The following is an 18,743-nucleotide window of genomic DNA, read 5'->3' as shown; positions in this document are numbered from 1 at the left end:
AGCGAACGGGGACGCCAGTGCCTGACCGGTGTCCCCACTCAACGAGTGTGTGCGGATCGAGTCTATTCGCCTGGGCCCTTGCAGGCGATGATCTGTTCCTTGGTGTAGGTGGTCCAGTCCGGGATCGAGATCGACACCGGCCATTCCTTGTTCAGCGACGGATCGGCGGCAGCCAGCAGATTGGCCTTGCCCTCCGGGGTGACGTTCTCCCAAAGCACTGGGGTGACGAAGTTGCTTTTTTCCGCGGGGGCCTTGCCGTCCAGCACCTGCAGCGCCAGCGTCACGCCGGCGCCGCCGACGGAGCCGGGATTGGTAACCGCTGCGCCGGAGAGGCCGGCGACGGTGTTGAGCTGCTCGACGAAGCCGGCATTATCGGCGCCGACCACGGGCACGAGCTTGGATCCGGATTCCGTCAGCGCATCAACGATGACGTTGTCGATACCCGAGGTCCAGATGCCCTCGAACGGTACACCCGACGCGATGAAGTCGAGAATCTGCTGCTTGCCCTGGTCCTGCTGCCAGCCGGTGAAGGTCTCGCTCACCACCTTGACGTCGGGGAACTCGGTAAGGGCCTTCTTGAAGCCGGCATCGCGATCGGTGTCGGCCGAAGCGCCGGCGGCGCCACGCATATAGACCACGCCGCCCTTGCCGCCCATTTGCGTGAACAGCCACTTGGCGCCCAGATAGGCATAATCCGACTGGTTGTTCTGGATGGTGTAGATATTGGGATCGGTGACCGACTGGTCGACGACGACGACGGTGATGCCGGCGGCCTCGGCTTCCTGCAGGGCGGGCGCGATGCCAGCAGGATCCGACGGATTGACGATGATGGCGTTGACCTTGGCGCTGATCAGGTTGCGGATATCTTCCAGCTGGCCGGCGGCATCGGTATTGCGGTGGGCGATATTCAGCGAGGCAACTTCGCCGGAAGCCAGGGCTTGAGCCTTGATGGCGCAGATCATTTCCTCGCGCCAGCCGTTGCCCTGTACGGTGTTGGAGACGCCGATCGTGTAGGTGCCGGCGGCAAAGGCCATGCCGGACGACGCCAGAATGGCCGCGCCGGCGAGCAGTGAGATGATTGAAGTCTTCGCAAGTCGCATGGGGTTTCCTCTCCCTTTGTGGCCTTCCGGCCCTTGTTGTCCGCGGTCCTTATGGACTCTCGTTGCAGAATTTCATTTTACCAGTGGCCGCAGCACGTCGCGGGCGAGCAGGAAGCCCCGCTTGACCTTGTCGTCGCTGCCTTCGAATTGCCGGTCCTCGTGCTCGATGATGACCGGCCCGTCATAGCCGGCCCGGTAGAGTTCCGAGAAGAACACAGTCCAGTTCACCTCGCCAAGCCCCGGCATGCGCGGAATCTGCCAGCCGATGCCGGCCGACATGATGCCGCGCTCGTACAGACCATCGCGATCGATCAGCAGGTCCTTGGCATGCACATGCAGCATGCGCGCGCCGAATTCGCGGATGAAGCGGGCGCCATCGATCATCTGCCAGACCAAGTGGGATGGATCGTAGTTCATCCCCACATCGCTTCCCCAGGCCTCGAAAATGCGCCGCCAAATCATCGGCGAATAGGCGATGTTGTGGCCGCTCGGCCATTCGCTGGCGCTGAACAGCATCGGGCAGTTCTCGAACGCCAGGGTCACGCCCTTGTCGCGGGCGAAAGCGATGATTTCCGGCCAGACCTTTTCGGCCTCTTTCCAGTTGGCCTCGATCGTCTGGGCAGCATCGCCGCCGACGAAAGTGTTGACCACCGGCAGGCCCATCAGGCTGGCGGCGTTGACGACGGATTTGAGGTGCTCGATCGCGGCCTGGCGGTAGGCGAGGTCGGGATGGAGTGGGTTGGGATAGTAGGCGAGCGCCGAAATGGCGAGCTTCCTGGCTTGCAGCGAGGCGACGATGTCCCTGGCTTGCGAGGCGCCGAGGCTGGCGACGTCGATGTGGCTTGTCCCTGCATAGCGACGGGTGGCGCCCGACGATCTCGGCCAGCAGGCAATTTCCAGCGCTTCAAACCCGACCGACGCGGCCCAATCGGCCACGTCGTCAAGCGGCGTCTCCGCAAAAGGCGCGGTCAGAATGCCGAGCTGCATCTTTGCCTCCCTGGCTCCTTGTTCCACCAGGCCTTATGGCCTTCTCTTTCGGAACCGGATTTCTATTTCTGCCAATATGGATGGTCGTTTTTAGCACGTCAATCGAGCATATTCTATTTGCGCTTTTGCACGCCAGGCCAAAAAGTCCAACTCTTCCGGGCGGTTGGAGGCCTTCGACCGAGTTCGGCTAGCGTTTGACAGTGTCGATTGGAAATGTAATTCCATATTGCAACGTTTGAAATTCTGGTTGGATGAGATGGACGTTCGGTTGGACGGCAAGATCGTACTGGTGACGGGATCGACGCAGGGCGTCGGCGCCAAGGTTGCCGCGCTCACCGTCGCCGGCGGCGCTGCCGGTGTGATGTTGACCGGTCGTGATACCGAGCGGGGCAGGGCACTGGCGCGAGACCTCGGCACCCAGCAATGCCTGGTCGATTTCATTGCCGCCGATTTGGGGGAGGCTGAGGCCGCCGAAACGGTCGCCGCCGCGACCATCAAGCGGTTCGGTCGCATCGACGCGCTGGTCAACGCGGCGGGCCGCACCGATCGAGCTTCGTTCCTCGACGGATCGCCGGAGCTGTGGGACAAGCTGTTCGCGGTCAACGCCAAGGCACCGTACTTCCTGATGCAGGCCGCCATCCGCGACATGCTCGGCCGCAAGGCGCCGGGCGCCATCGTCAATATCCTGTCGATGAACGCCTATTGCGGCACTCCGGAACTGGCCATCTATTCGGCCACCAAGGGGGCTCTCACAACCCTGACGCGCAACGCCGCCAATGCGCATCTGGCCGACCGGATCCGCGTCAACGGCATCATGATGGGCTGGGCCGCAACCCCCGGCGAGAACCAGATGCAGAGCGCTACGCTTGGCAAGGGTGCCGATTGGGCCGCGCGGGCCGCGGCCAACATGCCGCTCGGGCGCATGCTTGCCGACGACGAGGTCGCCCAGCTCGCCTTGTTCATGCTGAGCGACAGCGCTGGCCTGATGACCGGCGCCTTGGTCGATCTCGAACAGAGCGTGGTCGGCGCACCGGCCCGACGCGGCCCATGAGCGTCTTGCCGCTCGTGGGTGCCGAGCGCCTGACGCCCGCTACGGCGGCGCAACTGCCCGCATCAGTGCAGCGCCCCGCCTACGACCGCACGAAACTCAAGCCGGGCATTGTCCATCTTGGCGACGGCGCTTTCCACCGCTGCCACCAGGCCGAGTGGACCGACGATGCGCTGCAGGCCGCATTCGGCGACTGGGGAATCGTCGGCATCAATCTGCGTGCGCCCGATATCGCCAACGCGCTCGGCGCCCAGTCGGGCCTGTTCTGCCGCGAACTGCGCGAGGATGGCGCCGTTGATCGCCGCCTGGTCGGCTCGGAAATCGCGCATATCTCGGTGCTGGACGAGAGCTACGATCCCTATCGATTGTCGCTCCGCGTGGCGCTCGAGGCCGCGGCCGATCCAGCCATCCGGCTGATCACCCTGACGGTGACGGAGAAGGGCTATTGCCACATCCCCGCGACCGGCGAGCTTGACCTCGACCATCCCGATATCGTGCACGACATCGCCGATCCGCGCGCTCCGCGCTCCGTCCCTGGTTTTATCCTCGAAGCGCTGACGCTGCGGTTGCAGCGCGGGGCGGGCCCGCTGGCGATCATGAGTTGCGACAACGTGCCCGACAATAGCGCGACGCTGCGGCGGGCCGTTCTCGGACTGGCCCAGCGCGTCGACGCCGCGATTGGCGACCGCATTGCCCGGGACGTGCATTTCCTCAACACCATGGTCGACCGCATCGTGCCGGCGACGCAACCGGGCGATATCGAGCGCTTTGCCGCGCAAACCGGCATTGCCGATTTCGGCCTTGTCGTCGGCGAGCCGTTCCGCATGTGGGTGATCGAGGACACGCATCGCTGCGCCATGCCGGCCTGGGACCGGGTCGGGGCGCTCATCGTGGATGACGTGCGGCCCTATGAAATCCTCAAGATGCGGGTGCTGAACGGCATCCAGTCCAATGTGTGCCAGCTTGGCCTGCTGTCGGATTTGCAATTCATGTCCGAAGTCATGGGCAGCGAGGTATTCGAGACCTTTGCGCGGCGCACCATCATGGACGAAGTGGTGCCGGGACTGCCCCCGGTTTCCGGCATCGACGTGCTGGCCTATGTCGAGCAATCGATCCGCCGGTTGAAAAATGGCGACCTCAAGCACGGCACGCTGCAGATTTCGACCGACGGGTCGCAGAAGATCAGGCAGCGCTTGCTCGAACCGCTCCACGCGTGCCTCACGGCTGGTCGCCCGGCCAATGGCCTGCTGCTCGGCATCGCGGGATGGATGTGCTACGCGGGCGGCCTGCACTGGCAGAACAAGCCCATCGATGTGCGCGACCCCAAGGCTTGGGTGACCACGGAGATCGGTCGCCGCTATGGCAGCGATCCGGCGGGTTTCGTTGCCGAAATGCTGAAGCTCGCGGATATTTTCGGCACCGACCTGGTGGACAATGAGCCGGTCAAAGCCAGGCTCGCCCAATTCGTCGGGCAGTTGCGCGCCGCGCCAGCCATCGAAGTCGTCGCGGCGCTGATCTAGAGTAAGTCGTCTGCCAAGGGGTGGCAAAAATGGTTGATGCACGCAGTGATGCCCGCGCCACGCGGCGCCTGAGGATCGGCATGGTTGGTGGGGGGCGCGATGCCTTCATCGGCGCCGTGCACCGCATGGCGGCGCGGCTCGACGATCGCACCGAACTGGTCGCCGGCGCCCTGTCGTCGGACCCGGAACGCGCGCGTCTCTCGGCAGCCGATATCGGCATTGGGGCCGACCGCGCTTATTCGAGTTTTGCCGAAATGGCCGAGCGCGAGGCTGGGCGCCCCGACGGCATCGAGGCCGTCATCATTGTGACGCCCAATCATCTGCACGCGCCGGTCGCCAAGGCGTTCCTCGCCGCCGGCATCGACGTTATCTGCGACAAGCCGCTCTCGGCAACGCTGGCGGAGGCCGAAGAGCTTGCCGCCCTCGCCAGGGCCTCCGGCCTGGTGTTTGCCGTGACCTTCAACAATACCGGCTATGCGATGGTCCGTGAGGCCCGTGCCATGGTGGCGGCAGGCCAGCTCGGCACGCTGCGCGTGGTCCGCGTTGAATATATCCAGGATTGGCTGACCCAGCCGATCGATGCCGACGGCCAGAAGCAGGCGGAGTGGCGCACCGATCCCGAGCGCGCCGGCCGCTCGGCCTGCCTTGCCGATATCGGCGTGCACGCCTTCAACCTGGCGCAGTTCGTCACCGGCATGGCGCCGGAGGCTGTCGCGGCAGATCTAACCACCTTTGTTCCCGGCCGCCGGCTGGATGACAATGCCCATGTGCTGCTGCGCTACGCAGATGGCGCCCGCGGCGTGCTGATCGCCAGCCAGGTGTCGCCCGGAAGCGGCAATCGCCTGGCGCTCAAGCTTTACGGTGACAAGGCCGGCCTCGAATGGCTGGGGCATGAGCCCGAGATCATGCGCTTCACCCCGTTCGGCGAGCCGACCCGCATTCTCGTCCGGGGCGGTCCCGGCCTCGGCCCAGCCTCGGCCGACGTGTCGCGGATGCCGTCCGAGCATCTCGAGGGCTATATCGAGGGCTTTGCCAATCTTTACCGCGACGCGGTCGACGCGATCCTGCGGCGGCGGAGCGGAGAGGGGGCCAGTGGCGGGCATGTGCCCAGCGTCGAGGATGGCCTGCTCGGCATGCGGTTCATCGAGGCTGCGGTGAATTCGAGCCTAGCGGGCTCCGCCTGGACCAGGCTTTAGGACCAGTCTAGGCGCGCTCGATCAGCTTTCCCAGGCTGATAATGATCGACTGGCACAAGACCATGGCGGGCACCTGCGAGCGGAAGTGGCCGAGCCGGGCTTCCTTGACGAACAGCGTGTGCGCCCCGAGCTTTGCCACCGGGCTGAGCTCGTTGTCGGTGATCACCAGGAGCGTGCGGCCTTTCTGGTGCGCCGCTTGGGCGATGTCGATGGTTTCGGGGGTGTAATCGTCGAATGTCAGCACCAACAGCACGTCATTCGCATCGACGGCGGCGAGCTGTTGCTCGCGCATCGAGCCGACATTGTCGATCAGGTGGGCGCGTTTGCCGACGCGCGATAGGCTGTAATAACAGTAGGTAGCGACACCGTAGGCGCCGCGCGCGCCAAGAATGTGAACCGCGCCGGATTTTGCGAGCACATCCACAAACCCCTGAAGCTCTAGGCGATCCACGTCTTCGCGCAACCGGATCAGCGTGTCCATGGCAGCCTGCACGAAGGTGTCGAAAACCAGGCTCGGCTCGTCGAGATGCAACACCTTGGATTTGGTGGGCCGCGGCGCATCGGCGAAGGACTTCATGCGCTCGTCGTAGGTCATCCGCGGTCCGAGCAGACGCTGCCGGAACACGCTCTGCAGGCCGTTGAAGCCGGCAAACCCCATCTCCTTGGCGAAGCGGGTGATGGCGGAGGGCTGCACCCCGGCCTGGCGCGCCAGTTCGACGATGGTGTGGATCGCCACATCCTCGGGATTGTTGACGAAGAAGCGCGCCACCTGCTGCAGGCGGCGGCTGAGCTTGCTCTCGCGCTCGGTCAGCTCGGCCATGAAGGTTGCGAACTCGATCGCCGGCGGTCTGTCCTTGGTCTGGTCTGCCAACACGGCTCCTAAAGTCTTACAGCGACTAAATATTCGCCGCGCTCAGTCGAATTTTGAGGTCGCGGTCCCTCATGGCATTCGCCTGTCGGAACAATGACTTTATCACCACTACGACGTTTGCATCGTACTTCAAATCGATCGTCGGGATCGCACCTATTCCACCATCTGCGGGATCGGTGCCAGCTCCGAGCGGGTACACGAACCCGGTTTGGGCGTTGACAAGCGATGCGCACAAGATATATCACCAGCGAAACTAAGATATCAGTTAGTGGATTGATATGTCTCCTACGAGCGAATTTCCATCACTGCCGTTGTCGGAACTTGTGCGTTCCGATGAGCTGCCATCGGTCGGCAATATGGCCAATCGAATCTACGGCCTGCTGCGCAAGCTGATCGTCGAGGTGAAGCTGCTGCCCGGGCGGGCGCTGTCGGAAAAAGAAATCGCGGCGCTGCTGCATGTCAGCAAGACGCCGGTCCGCGAGGCCATCATCCGGCTGTCGGAGGACGGCTTCCTGAAGGTCGTGCCGCAGGGTGGAACCTATGTCGCGCCCATTGACGTGCAACGCTACATGGAAGCCTGCTTCATCCGCTTCAAGCTGGAAGAGGGCGCGGTGATCGAGGCCACCAAGCGGCACAGTTTCGAGGACATAGCGCGCCTCAAGACCTGCCTCGCCGAACAGCGCACGGCGGCCGAAGACGAAGAATTCACGAACTTCTTCCTGCTCGATGAGGAATTCCATCGCACGATTTTTGCGGCCGCCCGCCTTCCGGGTGCCTGGAGCGTGGTCAACCAGGCCAAGGGCGAAATGGACCGCATGCGCCATCTCAAGCGCGTCTTCGCCGTGCGCCGCACCGAGCAGGTGATCAGCGAGCACGAGGCCATCGTCGTGGCCATTGAATCGGGCGACGTGGAGGCGGCGCAGCAGGCCGTTGCCAAGCATCTGGGCTCGCTCGAATCCAAGATCGCCGAACTCTCCAAGAACCCCAAGATCTGGGCCTATATCGAACAGATCAATACCCGCGTGCCCAAGAAGCGCGCTCCGCGTGGGTCCAAGACGGTCGCTGAATAGACCGTCTCCTGAAACTCCAGGGCCCTGAGGAGGAGCCTTTCCATGTCCGCAGTCGAGATCAACGACGTCGTCAAGCGCTATGGCGCGCTTGAGGTTGTGCACGGCATCAACCTCTCCATCCAACCCAAGGAATTCGTGGTGCTGGTGGGTCCCTCCGGCTGCGGCAAGTCGACAACCTTGCGCATGGTGGCCGGGCTCGAAGACATATCAGGCGGCACGGTGTCCATCGGCGGGCGCACGGTCAACAAGGTCGCGCCCAAAGATCGCGACGTGGCCATGGTGTTCCAGAACTATGCGCTCTACCCCCATCTCGATGTGGCTGAAAACATCGCCTTCGGGCTGCGGGTGCGGCGCGAAAAGAAGGATGTGGTCAACAAGGCGGTGGCCGAGGCAGCGCAAATTCTGGGCCTGACCGAGTATCTCAAGCGCAAGCCCGCCGACCTCTCCGGTGGCCAGCGCCAGCGCGTCGCCATGGGCCGCGCCATCGTACGCAAGCCCAAGGTTTTCCTGTTCGACGAGCCGCTTTCCAATCTCGATGCCAAGCTGCGTACCCATATGCGCGCCGAGATCAAGCTGCTGCACCGCCGGATGGAAGCCACCAGCATTTACGTGACGCATGACCAGGTCGAGGCCATGACACTGGCTGACCGTATCGTCATCATGAACAACGGCCATATCGAGCAGGTCGGCTCGCCCATGGACGTGTTTCTTGAGCCGGCCAATACCTTTGTGGCCAGCTTTATCGGCTCCCCGCCGATGAACCTGATCGACGCGACAATCTCGATGGTCGATGGCAAGGCTCGTGGCGTGATTGCTGGTGGGGCAGGGCAGAGCCTGGCCATTCCCGAGGCTTTCGCCCGCAACACAAGGGACGGCCAAGCCGTCAAGCTCGGCATCCGGCCCGAGGCCATGCTGGTCGCAGCGGATTCCGCCGCCGAGGGCATCGACTGCGTCATCGATCTGGTCGAGCCGCTGGGTGCCGAGGCGCTGCTGCATGGCCGCATCGATGATCATCCCTTCATCGCCAAGGCCGAGACCCTTTCGGCCATCCACGACCTCGCCGATATCCGCCGATTGGGGATCGACACTAGTCGCATGCATGTCTTCGACGCCGAAACGGGTCGAACCCTCAAGACGCTGGCGTGAGGGCAGGGCGATGGACCACCGCTTTCGCGAATATCTGCGCACGCTCGGCGAAGATCTGAAGCGCGATTGGCAGCTCTACCTGCTGCTGGCGCCCATGGTCATCTGGTTTGTGCTGTTCCTCTACAAGCCCATGGACGGGCTGCAGATCGCCTTCAAGGATTTTTCGATTTTCCGCGGCGTCGCTGCCAGCCCCTGGGTCGGGTTCGCCCATTTCCAGGAGCTGTTCAACAACGGGCTGTTCATCCGCGCGTTCTTCAACACCATCATTATCAGCTCAATCGGCCTGATCTTCGCCTTCCCGGTACCGATCATCCTGGCGCTGATGTTCAACGAAGTGCAGAGCGCGGTGGCGCGGCGCTGGGCCCAGACCGTGGTCTATCTGCCGCACTTCATCTCGGTGGTCATCGTCGCCGGTATCGTCATCAATTTTCTGTCGCCATCGACCGGGGTCATCAACATCCTGCTCAAATGGGTCGGCCTCGAACCCATCTATTTCCTGACCCAGCCCGAGTGGTTCCGAACCATCTTCATCGGGTCCAGCGTCTGGAAGGAAGCGGGTTTTGAATCCATCGTTTATCTGGCGGCGATCGCCGGGGTCAGCCCGACGCTTTACGAAAGTGCCCGCGTCGACGGCGCCTCGCGCTGGCAGATGATGTGGCGCATCACGCTGCCTTGCATCCTGCCCACCATCATCATCATGCTGATCATCCGCATCGGCAATCTGGTCGAAGTGGGCTTTGAATACATCATCCTGCTCTACCAGCCCTCGACCTACGAGACGGCCGACGTGGTCTCCACCTTCATTTACCGCACCGGCCTGCAGGGCACCCAATACGACCTGGCAACTGCTGCCGGCCTGTTCAACGCCGTCATCGCCTTCGTCCTCGTCTACTCGGCCAACCGGATCAGCCGGAAGCTGTCGTCGACGTCGCTGTGGTGAGGAGAAGATAAATGGCAGCCTTCAATCTCTATACGCGCGGCGACAAGATTTTCGGATGGGCCAATGCGGTCCTGCTGACGCTGTTCGTGCTCTCGACGCTGTATCCGTTCATCTACATCCTGGCGGTGTCGGTGTCTTCGGGCGCGGCCGTCACCTCGGGCAAGGTCACGTTCTTTCCGGTCGGGCTGACACTGGCCGCCTACGAGCGGGTGCTGTCGGACAAGATGTTCTGGGTCGCCTATGGCAACACCTTCATCTACACCTTCGGCGGCACGCTGATGAGCCTCCTCATCATGATCCCGGGCGCCTATGCGCTGTCCCGCAAGCGGCTGCGCGGGCGGACATTCTTCAACATCGCCATCGCCTTCACGCTCTGGTTCAACGCCGGCATGATCCCCTTCTTCCTCAATATGCGGGATCTGGGACTGCTCGATAGCCGCTTCGGCATCATCATCGGCTTTGCCTGCAATGCCTTCAACGTGATCCTGCTGCGCAACTTCTTCGAAGCCGTTCCCAAGTCCTTCGAGGAAGCCGCCAAGATGGATGGCGCCAGCGAAATCCAACTGCTGTGGAAGGTGTTCATTCCCCTCTCCAAACCCGCGATCGTCACGGTTGCGCTGTTCTGCATCGTCTCGCGCTGGAACGGCTATTTCTGGGCCATGGTGCTGCTGCGCGGCGAAGATAAAATCCCGCTGCAGGTCTATCTCAAGCGCGTCATCGTCGATCTCAATTCCAACGACGAATTCGCTTCGAGCCTGCTCAATGCCCAGTACTCGTTCGAGACGGTAACGGCCGCGATCATGGTCGCCTCGATCATTCCCGTCCTCATCATTTACCCCTACGCCCAGCGCTATTTCACCAAAGGCATCCTGCTGGGTGGCGTCAAAGAATAACTGCACCACAAGGGAGGAAATCCTGTGAAAGCATTTCTCAAAGGCGTGTTGAGCATGACCATCGCGGTCGCCCTGACCGCACCAAACCTGGTCATCCCAAATCTGGCCTGGGCGCAGGAGGCGCCTAAGATTACCGAGGAGCCGCTCGAGCTCACCATCCACTTCCATTTCCGCGACAAATACGTCTACACGGAAGATTGGCCGGTGGAGAAGAAGGCCGCCGAGCTAACCAATATCCACGTGCGCAATGTGGCCTCGCTGGCAACGACCAGCAGTCGCGACGCCTTCAACCTGTTGATCGCTTCGGGCAATCTGCCCGACATCGTGGGTGGCGACGCGACGGGCGGGCTGAAGGACGATTTCATCCGTTACGGGCTGGAGGGCGCCTTCGTTCCGCTCAACGACCTGATCGAACAGAACGCGCCGAATCTCAAGGCCTTCTTCGACAGCCACCCTGCGATCAAGGCATCGATCTCGGGCCCGGACGGCAATATCTACTTCATCCCCTATGTGCCGGACGGGAAGTTTTCGCGCGGCTGGTTTATCCGCCAGGACTGGCTGGACAAGCTGGGCCTGAAGCAGCCTGAAACGCCAGAGGAAGTCCACGCCGTCCTCACGGCCTTCCGCGACCAGGACCCCAATGGCAATGGCGTCAAGGACGAAGTCCCGTACTTCGCCCGGGATGTGGTCGATGCCGTCCGCCTGATCAACCTCTGGGACGCCCGCGTCTCCGGCTCCGAGCGCTACGGCGATTTTGCCACCTATGACGGCAAGGTGCGCCATCCCTGGGCTGAAGAGAACTACAAAACCGGCATTTCCAATGTGGCGCAGTGGTACAAGGAAGGGCTGATCGACAAGGAGATCTTCACCCGCGGCTCCCGGTCGCGCGAATTCCTGCTCGGCAACAATCTGGGCGGCATGATGCATGACTGGTTCGCCAGCACCGCCACCTATAATGACGCGCTGCGGCCCACCATCGAGGGTTTCAACTTCGTCCCCATGCTGCCGCCCAAGACCGTGTCGGGCGACCGCTTCGAGGACACGCGCCGCCAACAGGTGCAGCCCGCCGGCTGGGCCATATCGGCCACCAACCAACACCCGGTCGAAACCATCAAATATTTCGACTTCTGGTTCTCCGAACAGGGCCGGACCATGTCGAATTTCGGCGTCGAAGGGCTGACCTACGACATGGTCGACGGCAAGCCGCAGTTCAAAAAAGAGCTGCTGACCAATGGCGAGCCGGTCAATGCCCAGCTCTGGGCCGTGGGCGCCCAGGTGCCGCGCGGTTACTGGATGGACTATGAATATGAGCGCCAGTGGACCAACCAGATCGCGCTCGATGGCATCGCCATGTACGAGAAATGCGATTGCCTCAAGGACGAGTTCCTGGGGGTCGCGCTCAATGCCGAGGAAAAGGCGATCTACGATCAATACTGGCCGAGCCTGCTCACCTACATGACCGAGATGCAGCAGACCTGGGTGCTTGGCGCGCAGGACATCAATACCGGCTGGGATGCCTACAAGCAGCGCCTGACCGATATGGGCTACGACCAAGTCATCGCGGTCATGCAGACCGCCTATGACCGCCAATACGGCGCCGCGCAATAGCGGTTCCGTCCTCCCGGGTGGCGGCCTCCCCGCCGCCACCCACCCTTCCCTTGATCAGGAGTTCAGCAGGCGATGCGTTCCTCTGCCCCGGCCAAGCTGCGCAAATCCATTCTCGATGAACCCCGGCCGGGTTCGTTGACCATCACCTATATGCCCGACGCGGACCACGCGCCGACGGAGAACCCGCCGCGCTTTTCATGGCTACCCGATATCGACGACGGTGCGCGCTATGTGCTGCGCGTCTCCGATGCTTCGAGCTTTCCCGAAGGCCGCACCAGCGTCCACACGGACCTCGCGTGGAATTTCTTCACCCCCGATGCATCACTGCCGCCGGGTCGCCATTTCTGGAGCTACGCCCTTTGGGACGGCAAGACCGGCGCAGCAGGTTCGGATTGGAGCAGCGTCCGCAGTTTCGATCTGGCCGAAGGTTTGCCAGAAACGCCGGTGCCATCGATCGCGGCTCGCCGCGCGGCGAGCGATTTGCGCCATCCCCGACTGTGGATGAATCCGGACGAGCTGGGCACATTCTTGGCCTCGGTCAAAGCCGATGCCGGCCATGCCGGCTGGGACCAGTTCTACGAGAAATCGGTCGCTCCATGGATCGACCGGCCCATCATCGCCGAGCCGAAACCCTATCCCGACAATGTCCGCGTCGCGACGCTGTGGCGGCAGATGTATATCGACTGCCAGGAGATCATCTACGCGATCCGCCACCTCGCCATCGCCGGCAAGGTGCTGGGCCGTATCGAACTGCTGGATAAATCTCGCGACTGGCTGCTCGCCGTTGCCCGTTGGGACCCGACCGGGCCGACCTCGCGCGCCTATAATGACGAAGCCGGTTTCCGTGTCGTCGTGGCTTTGGCCTGGGGCTATGACTGGCTGCACGATCACCTGACCGAGGCCGAGCGCGACGAGGTCCGCGCCGTGCTGCTGATCCGGACGCGCGAAGTGGCCAACCACGTCATCGCCCATGCCCGCATCCAGGTCTTCCCCTATGACAGCCACGCCGTGCGTTCGCTGTCGGCCGTGCTGACCCCGGCCTGCATCGCGCTCGATGGCGAGAGTGAGGAGGCCACGGTCTGGCTCGACTACACGCTCGATTTCCTCGCCACGCTTTATTCGCCCTGGGCCGGCACCGATGGCGGCTGGGCCGAGGGTCCGCATTACTGGATGACCGGCATCGCCTATTTCATCGAGGCGGCTAATCTCCTGCGCAAATACCTCGGCGTCGATCTCTATCGCCGCCCGTTCTTCCAGAATACCGGGGGCTTTCCGCTCTACACCAAGGCCCCCGGCACGCGCCGCGCCTGCTTCGGCGATGATTCAACGCTGGGCGATCTGCCCGGCCTCAAGGTGGGCTACAATGTGCGCCAGTTCGGCGGGGTCACGGGGAACGGCCATTATCAATGGTATTTCGAACGACTTAAGGCCGACGCCGCCGGCACCGAAATGGCCTTCTACAATTACGGCTGGTGGGATCTCAATTTCGACGACCTGCAATACCGGCACGATTTCGCGCCGGTCGAGGCGCTGTCGCCGGCCGATCTGCCTGCCGTAAAATGGTTCAAAGATATCGGCTGGGTCGCCATTCAGAAGCACATGGATGATCCGGCGCGGCACATTCAGTTCCTGTTCAAGTCGAGTGCCTATGGCTCGCTCAGCCACAGTCACGGCGATCAAAACGCCTTCCTGCTCTATGCCTATGGCGAGGACCTGGCGATCCAGTCCGGCCATTACGTGGCGTTCAATTCCAGCATGCACCGCGACTGGCGGCGCCAGACCCGCTCTAAAAATGCCATCCTGATCGACGGCAAGGGCCAGTATGCCGACAAGGACAAGGCCCTGGCCCGTCGCGCCGCCGGCCAGATTGTCTCCGTCGAAGAAGCTCCCGGCCATGTCCGCATCGTCGGGGACGCGACCGAGGCGTATCGCGTGACCAATCCGCTTGTGCAGAAAGCCGAGCGCGAAATCCATTTCGTCGATGACAGCTATTTCGTCATCGTCGATCGTGTGGAAGCCACCGAACCCGTCACGCTGGACTGGCTTTGCCACACCACCAATGCGCCCGATGCCGGCCGCACAAGCTTCCGCTATCACGGCGAGCGGGCCGGGTTTTACGGGCAATTCGTGTTCTCGTCCGCTGGCGCGCCCACCATCACTGCAGTGCATGGTTTCCCCGAAATCGACCCCGCCGATACCGAGGGACTGGAACAGCACCATCACATCCGGGCCAGCGTTCCGGCAGCCAGGAGCCATGTGTTGGTCACCCTGCTGGTCCCCTACAGCCTCGACGCGCCCAAGCGCATTTTCAGCTTCATCGACGACCAGGGTTTTGCCACCGACATCTATTTCACCGATGTCGATGACCAGCGCTTCAAGCTCACCCTTCCCAAGAAATTCTAGATCAGAGGTTTCATCATGCAGCGCTTTTCCAACAAGACTGTCCTCGTTGCCGGTGCCGGCCGCGATATCGGCCGCGCCTGCGCCCTGCGCTTTGCCGAGGAAGGCGCCAATGTGGTGCTGACCTATAATGGCGCGGAGGAGGGCGCCCGCTCCGCCGTGGCCGAAATCGAACAGCGCGGCGGCAAGGCCATCGCGCTCAAGGCCGACCTGACGCAGAAGGAAGCAGTCGACGCCGCCGTGGCCGCCGCCACCGACCGTTTCGGCGCCATCCATGGGCTGGTCCATGTCGCTGGTGGGCTGGTGGCGCGCAAGACCTTGGCCGAAATGGACGAGACGTTCTGGAACCAGGTGATGAGCGTCAATCTCACCTCGCTCTTCCTCACGACACAAGCCGTATTGCCCGAAATGACCGAGGGCGGCGCCATCGTCACCTTCTCCTCTCAGGCCGGTCGCGACGGCGGCGGCCCCGGCGCCATCGCTTACGCCACCTCAAAGGGCGCGGTGATGACTTTTACCCGTGGTTTGGCCAAGGAAGCCGGACCGCGTATTCGGGTCAACGCCGTCTGCCCCGGCATGATCGCGACTGCCTTCCACGACACCTTCACCAAGCCCGAAGTGCGCGAACGGGTCGCGGGCGCGGCCCTGCTCAAGCGTGAAGGCACCTCCGAAGACGTGGCCGGGCTGGTGGCGTTCCTTGCGTCCGACGATGCGGCCTATATCACCGGCGCCTGCTACGACATCAACGGTGGCGTGCTCTATTCCTGAGGCAATGATGGCTGTTTCCATCCCCCGCGCCGGGCGAATTGCCATTCTTGGCACCTCGCTCGTGCAGCAAAATCACAATGGCAGCGACAGTCATATCGCCACCTCGGCGCGCGGCTGGATGAGCTGGGCCGAAGTGCTGTCGCATGGGCGGCTGGCCTGCCCGATCCATCACGATCCGGCCGTCGTGCCAGGCTGGGAGCGCAGCAATCAGCCCGGCATCAGTCGCTTCTTCACCGGGCTCAATTTCGGCGTCTCCGGCCAGAAGGCCATCGAGATCGAGCGGCGCGTCGCCCGATTGCTGGCTGAGGAGTTCGATCTGATCGTTGTCGATGCCGGCACCAATGACATGATGGTGGAAACCAAGGAAACCATCGCCGAAATCCGTGCTCGCATCGCCACGACCGTGCTCGCCGCCGGCAAGACCGTGATCCTGCTGCCCATTCTGGCGCGTGGCACCCAAAAATGGGCATCAGGCGGCGCCGAGCGCGCCAAGGCGCACTGGATCAACCAGATGAGCCTGGATTTCGCCGCCCGCCACGCCAATTGCCACGTCTTCGATTGGAACGCCCCCTGGGTCGACACCGCCGATCCCGACGGCACGCCCCAGGCCGGCTTCTCCAATGACGGCACCCATTTCTCCGTCACCGGCGGCTTCGCCGTGGGGAAGGCCTTGGCCACCTACCTGGCCTCGCTCGTCCCCCATGCCGCCCCCCGGCTCGTAGCGCCGGACGACCGCTTCGACGCCATCAACAACCCGCTCGGCAATCTCACCCGCGCCCAAGACCAGTCGATCAACGCAACCGCTAGTTCGAGCCACGTCCTGGCCGACGACATCGTCTATCCCGGTGCTGGCGCCTGGATAACGGCCAGCTGCACCATCGCCGTGCCCGCCCATCAAGGCATTCTGGGTCTCTCGCTCGTTCTGACCGATCCAGCGGAGGAGGGGCTGCGATCCATCTCCCTGGCCCCCTCCAAGTCCGACGACGGTCAACTCTGGCCCTATCCGGCCGAGGCTTGGAGCGGCCTCTTGCGCACACCACCCATCCGCCTGCGACCGGGAACGGACTCGCCGACCCTCACCCTCGACGTGATCCTGGCCACCGAAGCCACCCCGCTCCATCTCGATATCGGCGACATCGACATCCGCCCCGTTCCCGCTCCGGTGCGCTCATGACCGCTAAACCCAAGCTGCTGCTTGCCATGCGCGATGAATTGCCCGCTGGCTTCTTCGGCCCCGAGGAATGGACGCGCCTTGAAGCGGTCACCGACATCATCTTGCGCGACGCCCTCACCGATTTCGATGATCCCACCGGTGCAGCCGCCCTGCGCGATGCCGATATCCTGCTCGCCGCTTGGGGCGTGCCTCCCTTGACCGAAGCTCGGCTCGCGCGCGCGCCCAATCTCAAAATGGTGGCCTATGCGGCGGCGTCAGTGCGCGCCGTTGCCCCGCCGCCGTTCTGGCGGCGCGACATTCTCATCACCTCGGCGGTGTCGGCCATGGCCGTGCCGGTCGCCGAATTCACCTTCGCCGCGATCATCATGTGCGGCAAGGACGTGTTCCGCATCCGCGATACCCATCGGGAGCAGCGCGGCACGGGCGGCTTCGGCACGCGCATCAGCATGGACGTGTCGCACCTCGGCAATTATCGCCGCCGTATCGGCATTGTGGGCGCGTCCCGCATAGGCAGGCTCACCATCGAGATGCTGGTGCACGCCAATTTCGCCGTCGCGGTCTACGACCCCTTCCTCAGCGCCGAGGATGCAGCCGCCATGGGCGCTACCAAAATGGACCTGCACCCGCTGCTAGGCTGGTCCGATACGGTATCGCTGCACGCGCCGGTCCTGCCCGAAACCCACCACATGATCGGCGCGGCCGAACTGGCGCTGATGGCTGACAATGCCGTGCTCATCAACACCGCGCGCGGCTGGCTGCTCGACCACGATGCGCTGCTGCCAGAAGTGCAGTCCGGGCGGCTGCGGGTGCTGATCGATACGCCAGACCCCGAGCCGCTTCCGCCTGAAAGCCCGCTCTACGATCTGCCCAATGTCGCGCTGACGCCGCATATCGCCGGCGCCCAGGGCAATGAATTGCGCCGGCTGGCCGATCTCGCCATCACCGAAATCGAACGCTTCGTCACTGGCCAGCCGCCGCTGTTCGCGGTGAGCGAAACCGAACTGGACCGCATCGCATGAGCACGTTGACCCATTGCTTCTCCACCCTAGGCTGCCCCGATCTGTCCGTTCACGAAGCGGCAGAACTGGCGCAAACCTATGGCATCGAGGCTATCGAGTTGCGGGTGATTTCCGGCTCGCTCGACATCCGCCAGGCCTTGGCCGCCGAATTCGGGGACCCGGCAACCTTCGCGCGCTGGCTCGAAAATACTCCCATCAGCATCGTGGGGCTTGGCACATCTGCACGCCTCTTCGGCGGGGGAAACCTTGGCGAACTGGAACAATTCCTGCCTTGGGCGGAGGCCGCCCGCGTGCCTTATCTACGAATTTTCGATGGCGGCGAAACCCTCTCGGACAGCGACTATGCGCAGGCCGGCGAAAAACTTTCCAACTGGCAGGCCGAGCGCAAGCGACGCGGCCTGGCCGTCGATCTCATGATCGAAACCCACGACGCGCTCGCTCAGCCTGCCCAACTCTCCGTATTCGTCGCGCGCCTCCCCGCCGCGGCCATCCTCTGGGATGCCCACCACACCTGGGCCAAGGGCGGCGCCGATCCGGTTGCGACCTGGCGGTCCATCGCCCCTTACGTGGTCCATGTCCACGTCAAGGACAGCGTCCTGCGCGCCGATGGCCGCCACTATGTGTTGCCGGGGCAGGGCGAGTTTCCCATGGCCGCGCTGCTGCCGTTGCTCGAAGCCGCGAAACCCATCCCCATCAGCCTCGAATGGGAACGCCACTGGCACAATGAACTGCCGCCGCTGGATCAGGCGCTGCATGCCGCCCGCTCGTGGTGGTAACCAGGAACAATATTATGCGTATTGCCGAAGTTCGTCTCACGCCCGTCGCCATCCCCGACAAGCCCTTGCTCAACTGCAAGGGCGTGCACCAGCCCTATGCGTTGCGCACCATTATCGAGCTGGTTTGCGACGACGGCACGATCGGCCTCGGCGAGAGCTATGGCAGCATCAAGGCCCTGGCCGGTCTGCGCCGCGCTGCGCCGGCGCTGGTGGGTCTCGATCCATTC

The 18,743-nt window shown here is 63.1% G+C and carries 16 protein-coding genes and 1 pseudogene; 14 read left to right on the top strand and 3 right to left on the bottom strand.

Translation table 11 applies throughout. From position 1 onward, the window contains the following. Positions 1-62: 62 nt before the first annotated feature. Positions 63-1,100 (bottom strand): substrate-binding domain-containing protein, encoded by a 1,038-nt coding sequence (locus tag JWP26_RS05750; protein ID WP_299724604.1) that lies wholly within the window; start codon positions 1,098-1,100, stop codon positions 63-65. 72 nt (positions 1,101-1,172) lie between these two features. Then, positions 1,173-2,087, bottom strand: coding sequence for a sugar phosphate isomerase/epimerase (locus JWP26_RS05745; protein ID WP_299724602.1), 915 nt, complete (start codon positions 2,085-2,087; stop codon positions 1,173-1,175). Positions 2,088-2,343: 256 nt separating this feature from the next. Here JWP26_RS05745 and JWP26_RS05740 point away from each other — a divergent pair, with 256 nt between their 5' ends. The 3 genes from JWP26_RS05740 to JWP26_RS05730 are packed head-to-tail and all read left to right on the top strand — an operon-like array spanning position 2,344 to position 5,851. Next, positions 2,344-3,138, top strand: a complete 795-nt coding sequence (locus tag JWP26_RS05740) for an SDR family oxidoreductase (RefSeq protein ID WP_299724600.1) — start codon at positions 2,344-2,346, stop codon at positions 3,136-3,138. Further along, positions 3,135-4,655 carry a mannitol dehydrogenase family protein gene (locus tag JWP26_RS05735; protein WP_299724598.1) on the top strand — a complete coding sequence of 507 codons (1,521 nt, stop codon included), beginning with the start codon at positions 3,135-3,137 and terminating at the stop codon, positions 4,653-4,655. Before JWP26_RS05740 ends, JWP26_RS05735 begins: the two co-directional genes overlap by 4 nt. A 29-nt stretch (positions 4,656-4,684) precedes the next feature. After that, on the top strand, positions 4,685-5,851 hold the full coding sequence (locus JWP26_RS05730; protein ID WP_299724597.1) for a Gfo/Idh/MocA family oxidoreductase: 1,167 nt from the start codon (positions 4,685-4,687) through the stop codon (positions 5,849-5,851). 7 nt (positions 5,852-5,858) lie between these two features. On the opposite strand, the gene JWP26_RS05725 is transcribed toward JWP26_RS05730, so the two are convergent. After that, positions 5,859-6,722: a MurR/RpiR family transcriptional regulator gene (locus JWP26_RS05725; protein WP_299724595.1), complete on the bottom strand. Its 864-nt coding sequence runs from the start codon at positions 6,720-6,722 to the stop codon at positions 5,859-5,861. A gap of 356 nt (positions 6,723-7,078) precedes the next feature. Here JWP26_RS05725 and JWP26_RS05720 point away from each other — a divergent pair, with 356 nt between their 5' ends. The 11 genes and pseudogenes from JWP26_RS05720 to JWP26_RS05670 form a co-directional block, all read left to right on the top strand. Next, a complete protein-coding gene (locus tag JWP26_RS05720) occupies positions 7,079-7,792 on the top strand; it encodes a GntR family transcriptional regulator (RefSeq protein ID WP_299724594.1) in 714 nt (237 codons plus the stop codon). A gap of 42 nt (positions 7,793-7,834) precedes the next feature. Beyond that, entirely contained in the window at positions 7,835-8,938 is a 1,104-nt protein-coding gene (locus JWP26_RS05715) for an ABC transporter ATP-binding protein (protein WP_299724592.1), read from the top strand. A gap of 10 nt (positions 8,939-8,948) precedes the next feature. Beyond that, on the top strand, positions 8,949-9,878 hold the full coding sequence (locus JWP26_RS05710; protein WP_299724590.1) for a sugar ABC transporter permease: 930 nt from the start codon (positions 8,949-8,951) through the stop codon (positions 9,876-9,878). Positions 9,879-9,889: 11 nt separating this feature from the next. Beyond that, on the top strand, positions 9,890-10,771 hold the full coding sequence (locus JWP26_RS05705; protein ID WP_299724589.1) for a carbohydrate ABC transporter permease: 882 nt from the start codon (positions 9,890-9,892) through the stop codon (positions 10,769-10,771). Between the two features lie 54 nt (positions 10,772-10,825). Next, positions 10,826-12,379, top strand: coding sequence for an extracellular solute-binding protein (locus JWP26_RS05700; RefSeq protein ID WP_299724696.1), 1,554 nt, complete (start codon positions 10,826-10,828; stop codon positions 12,377-12,379). A gap of 72 nt (positions 12,380-12,451) precedes the next feature. Then, a complete protein-coding gene (locus JWP26_RS05695) occupies positions 12,452-14,782 on the top strand; it encodes a heparinase II/III family protein (RefSeq protein ID WP_299724588.1) in 2,331 nt (776 codons plus the stop codon). Between the two features lie 15 nt (positions 14,783-14,797). Continuing rightward, positions 14,798-15,547 carry an SDR family oxidoreductase gene (locus JWP26_RS05690; protein WP_299724586.1) on the top strand — a complete coding sequence of 250 codons (750 nt, stop codon included), beginning with the start codon at positions 14,798-14,800 and terminating at the stop codon, positions 15,545-15,547. Positions 15,548-15,554: 7 nt separating this feature from the next. Beyond that, positions 15,555-16,721, top strand: coding sequence for an SGNH/GDSL hydrolase family protein (locus tag JWP26_RS05685; protein WP_299724584.1), 1,167 nt, complete (start codon positions 15,555-15,557; stop codon positions 16,719-16,721). Then, positions 16,718-17,740, top strand: a complete 1,023-nt coding sequence (locus tag JWP26_RS05680; RefSeq protein ID WP_299724582.1) for a hydroxyacid dehydrogenase — start codon at positions 16,718-16,720, stop codon at positions 17,738-17,740. Before JWP26_RS05685 ends, JWP26_RS05680 begins: the two co-directional genes overlap by 4 nt. Next, positions 17,737-18,516 (top strand): TIM barrel protein, encoded by a 780-nt coding sequence (locus JWP26_RS05675; RefSeq protein WP_299724580.1) that lies wholly within the window; start codon positions 17,737-17,739, stop codon positions 18,514-18,516. The genes JWP26_RS05680 and JWP26_RS05675 overlap by 4 nt, the downstream gene beginning before the upstream one ends. A 14-nt stretch (positions 18,517-18,530) precedes the next feature. Further along, positions 18,531-18,743, top strand: a pseudogene (locus JWP26_RS05670) (glucarate dehydratase); the annotation flags it as partial.

Origin of the sequence: Devosia sp., from assembly GCF_028290435.1 — a bacterium.
Taxonomy (GTDB): Bacteria; Pseudomonadota; Alphaproteobacteria; order Rhizobiales; family Devosiaceae; genus Devosia.
This window is presented reverse-complemented; position numbering and strand designations above follow the sequence as displayed.

What these genes read in the sequence shown, in the direction of transcription:
- JWP26_RS05750 (WP_299724604.1), bottom strand. Translation starts at nt 1,100, where the DNA reads ATGCGACTTGCGAAGACTTCAATCATCTCACTGCTCGCCGGCGCGGCC.
- JWP26_RS05745 (WP_299724602.1), bottom strand. Translation starts at nt 2,087, where the DNA reads ATGCAGCTCGGCATTCTGACCGCGCCTTTTGCGGAGACGCCGCTTGAC.
- JWP26_RS05740 (WP_299724600.1), top strand. Translation starts at nt 2,344, where the DNA reads ATGGACGTTCGGTTGGACGGCAAGATCGTACTGGTGACGGGATCGACG.
- JWP26_RS05735 (WP_299724598.1), top strand. Translation starts at nt 3,135, where the DNA reads ATGAGCGTCTTGCCGCTCGTGGGTGCCGAGCGCCTGACGCCCGCTACG.
- JWP26_RS05730 (WP_299724597.1), top strand. Translation starts at nt 4,685, where the DNA reads ATGGTTGATGCACGCAGTGATGCCCGCGCCACGCGGCGCCTGAGGATC.
- JWP26_RS05720 (WP_299724594.1), top strand. Translation starts at nt 7,079, where the DNA reads ATGGCCAATCGAATCTACGGCCTGCTGCGCAAGCTGATCGTCGAGGTG.
- JWP26_RS05715 (WP_299724592.1), top strand. Translation starts at nt 7,835, where the DNA reads ATGTCCGCAGTCGAGATCAACGACGTCGTCAAGCGCTATGGCGCGCTT.
- JWP26_RS05710 (WP_299724590.1), top strand. Translation starts at nt 8,949, where the DNA reads ATGGACCACCGCTTTCGCGAATATCTGCGCACGCTCGGCGAAGATCTG.
- JWP26_RS05705 (WP_299724589.1), top strand. Translation starts at nt 9,890, where the DNA reads ATGGCAGCCTTCAATCTCTATACGCGCGGCGACAAGATTTTCGGATGG.
- JWP26_RS05700 (WP_299724696.1), top strand. Translation starts at nt 10,826, where the DNA reads ATGACCATCGCGGTCGCCCTGACCGCACCAAACCTGGTCATCCCAAAT.
- JWP26_RS05695 (WP_299724588.1), top strand. Translation starts at nt 12,452, where the DNA reads ATGCGTTCCTCTGCCCCGGCCAAGCTGCGCAAATCCATTCTCGATGAA.
- JWP26_RS05690 (WP_299724586.1), top strand. Translation starts at nt 14,798, where the DNA reads ATGCAGCGCTTTTCCAACAAGACTGTCCTCGTTGCCGGTGCCGGCCGC.
- JWP26_RS05685 (WP_299724584.1), top strand. Translation starts at nt 15,555, where the DNA reads ATGGCTGTTTCCATCCCCCGCGCCGGGCGAATTGCCATTCTTGGCACC.
- JWP26_RS05680 (WP_299724582.1), top strand. Translation starts at nt 16,718, where the DNA reads ATGACCGCTAAACCCAAGCTGCTGCTTGCCATGCGCGATGAATTGCCC.
- JWP26_RS05675 (WP_299724580.1), top strand. Translation starts at nt 17,737, where the DNA reads ATGAGCACGTTGACCCATTGCTTCTCCACCCTAGGCTGCCCCGATCTG.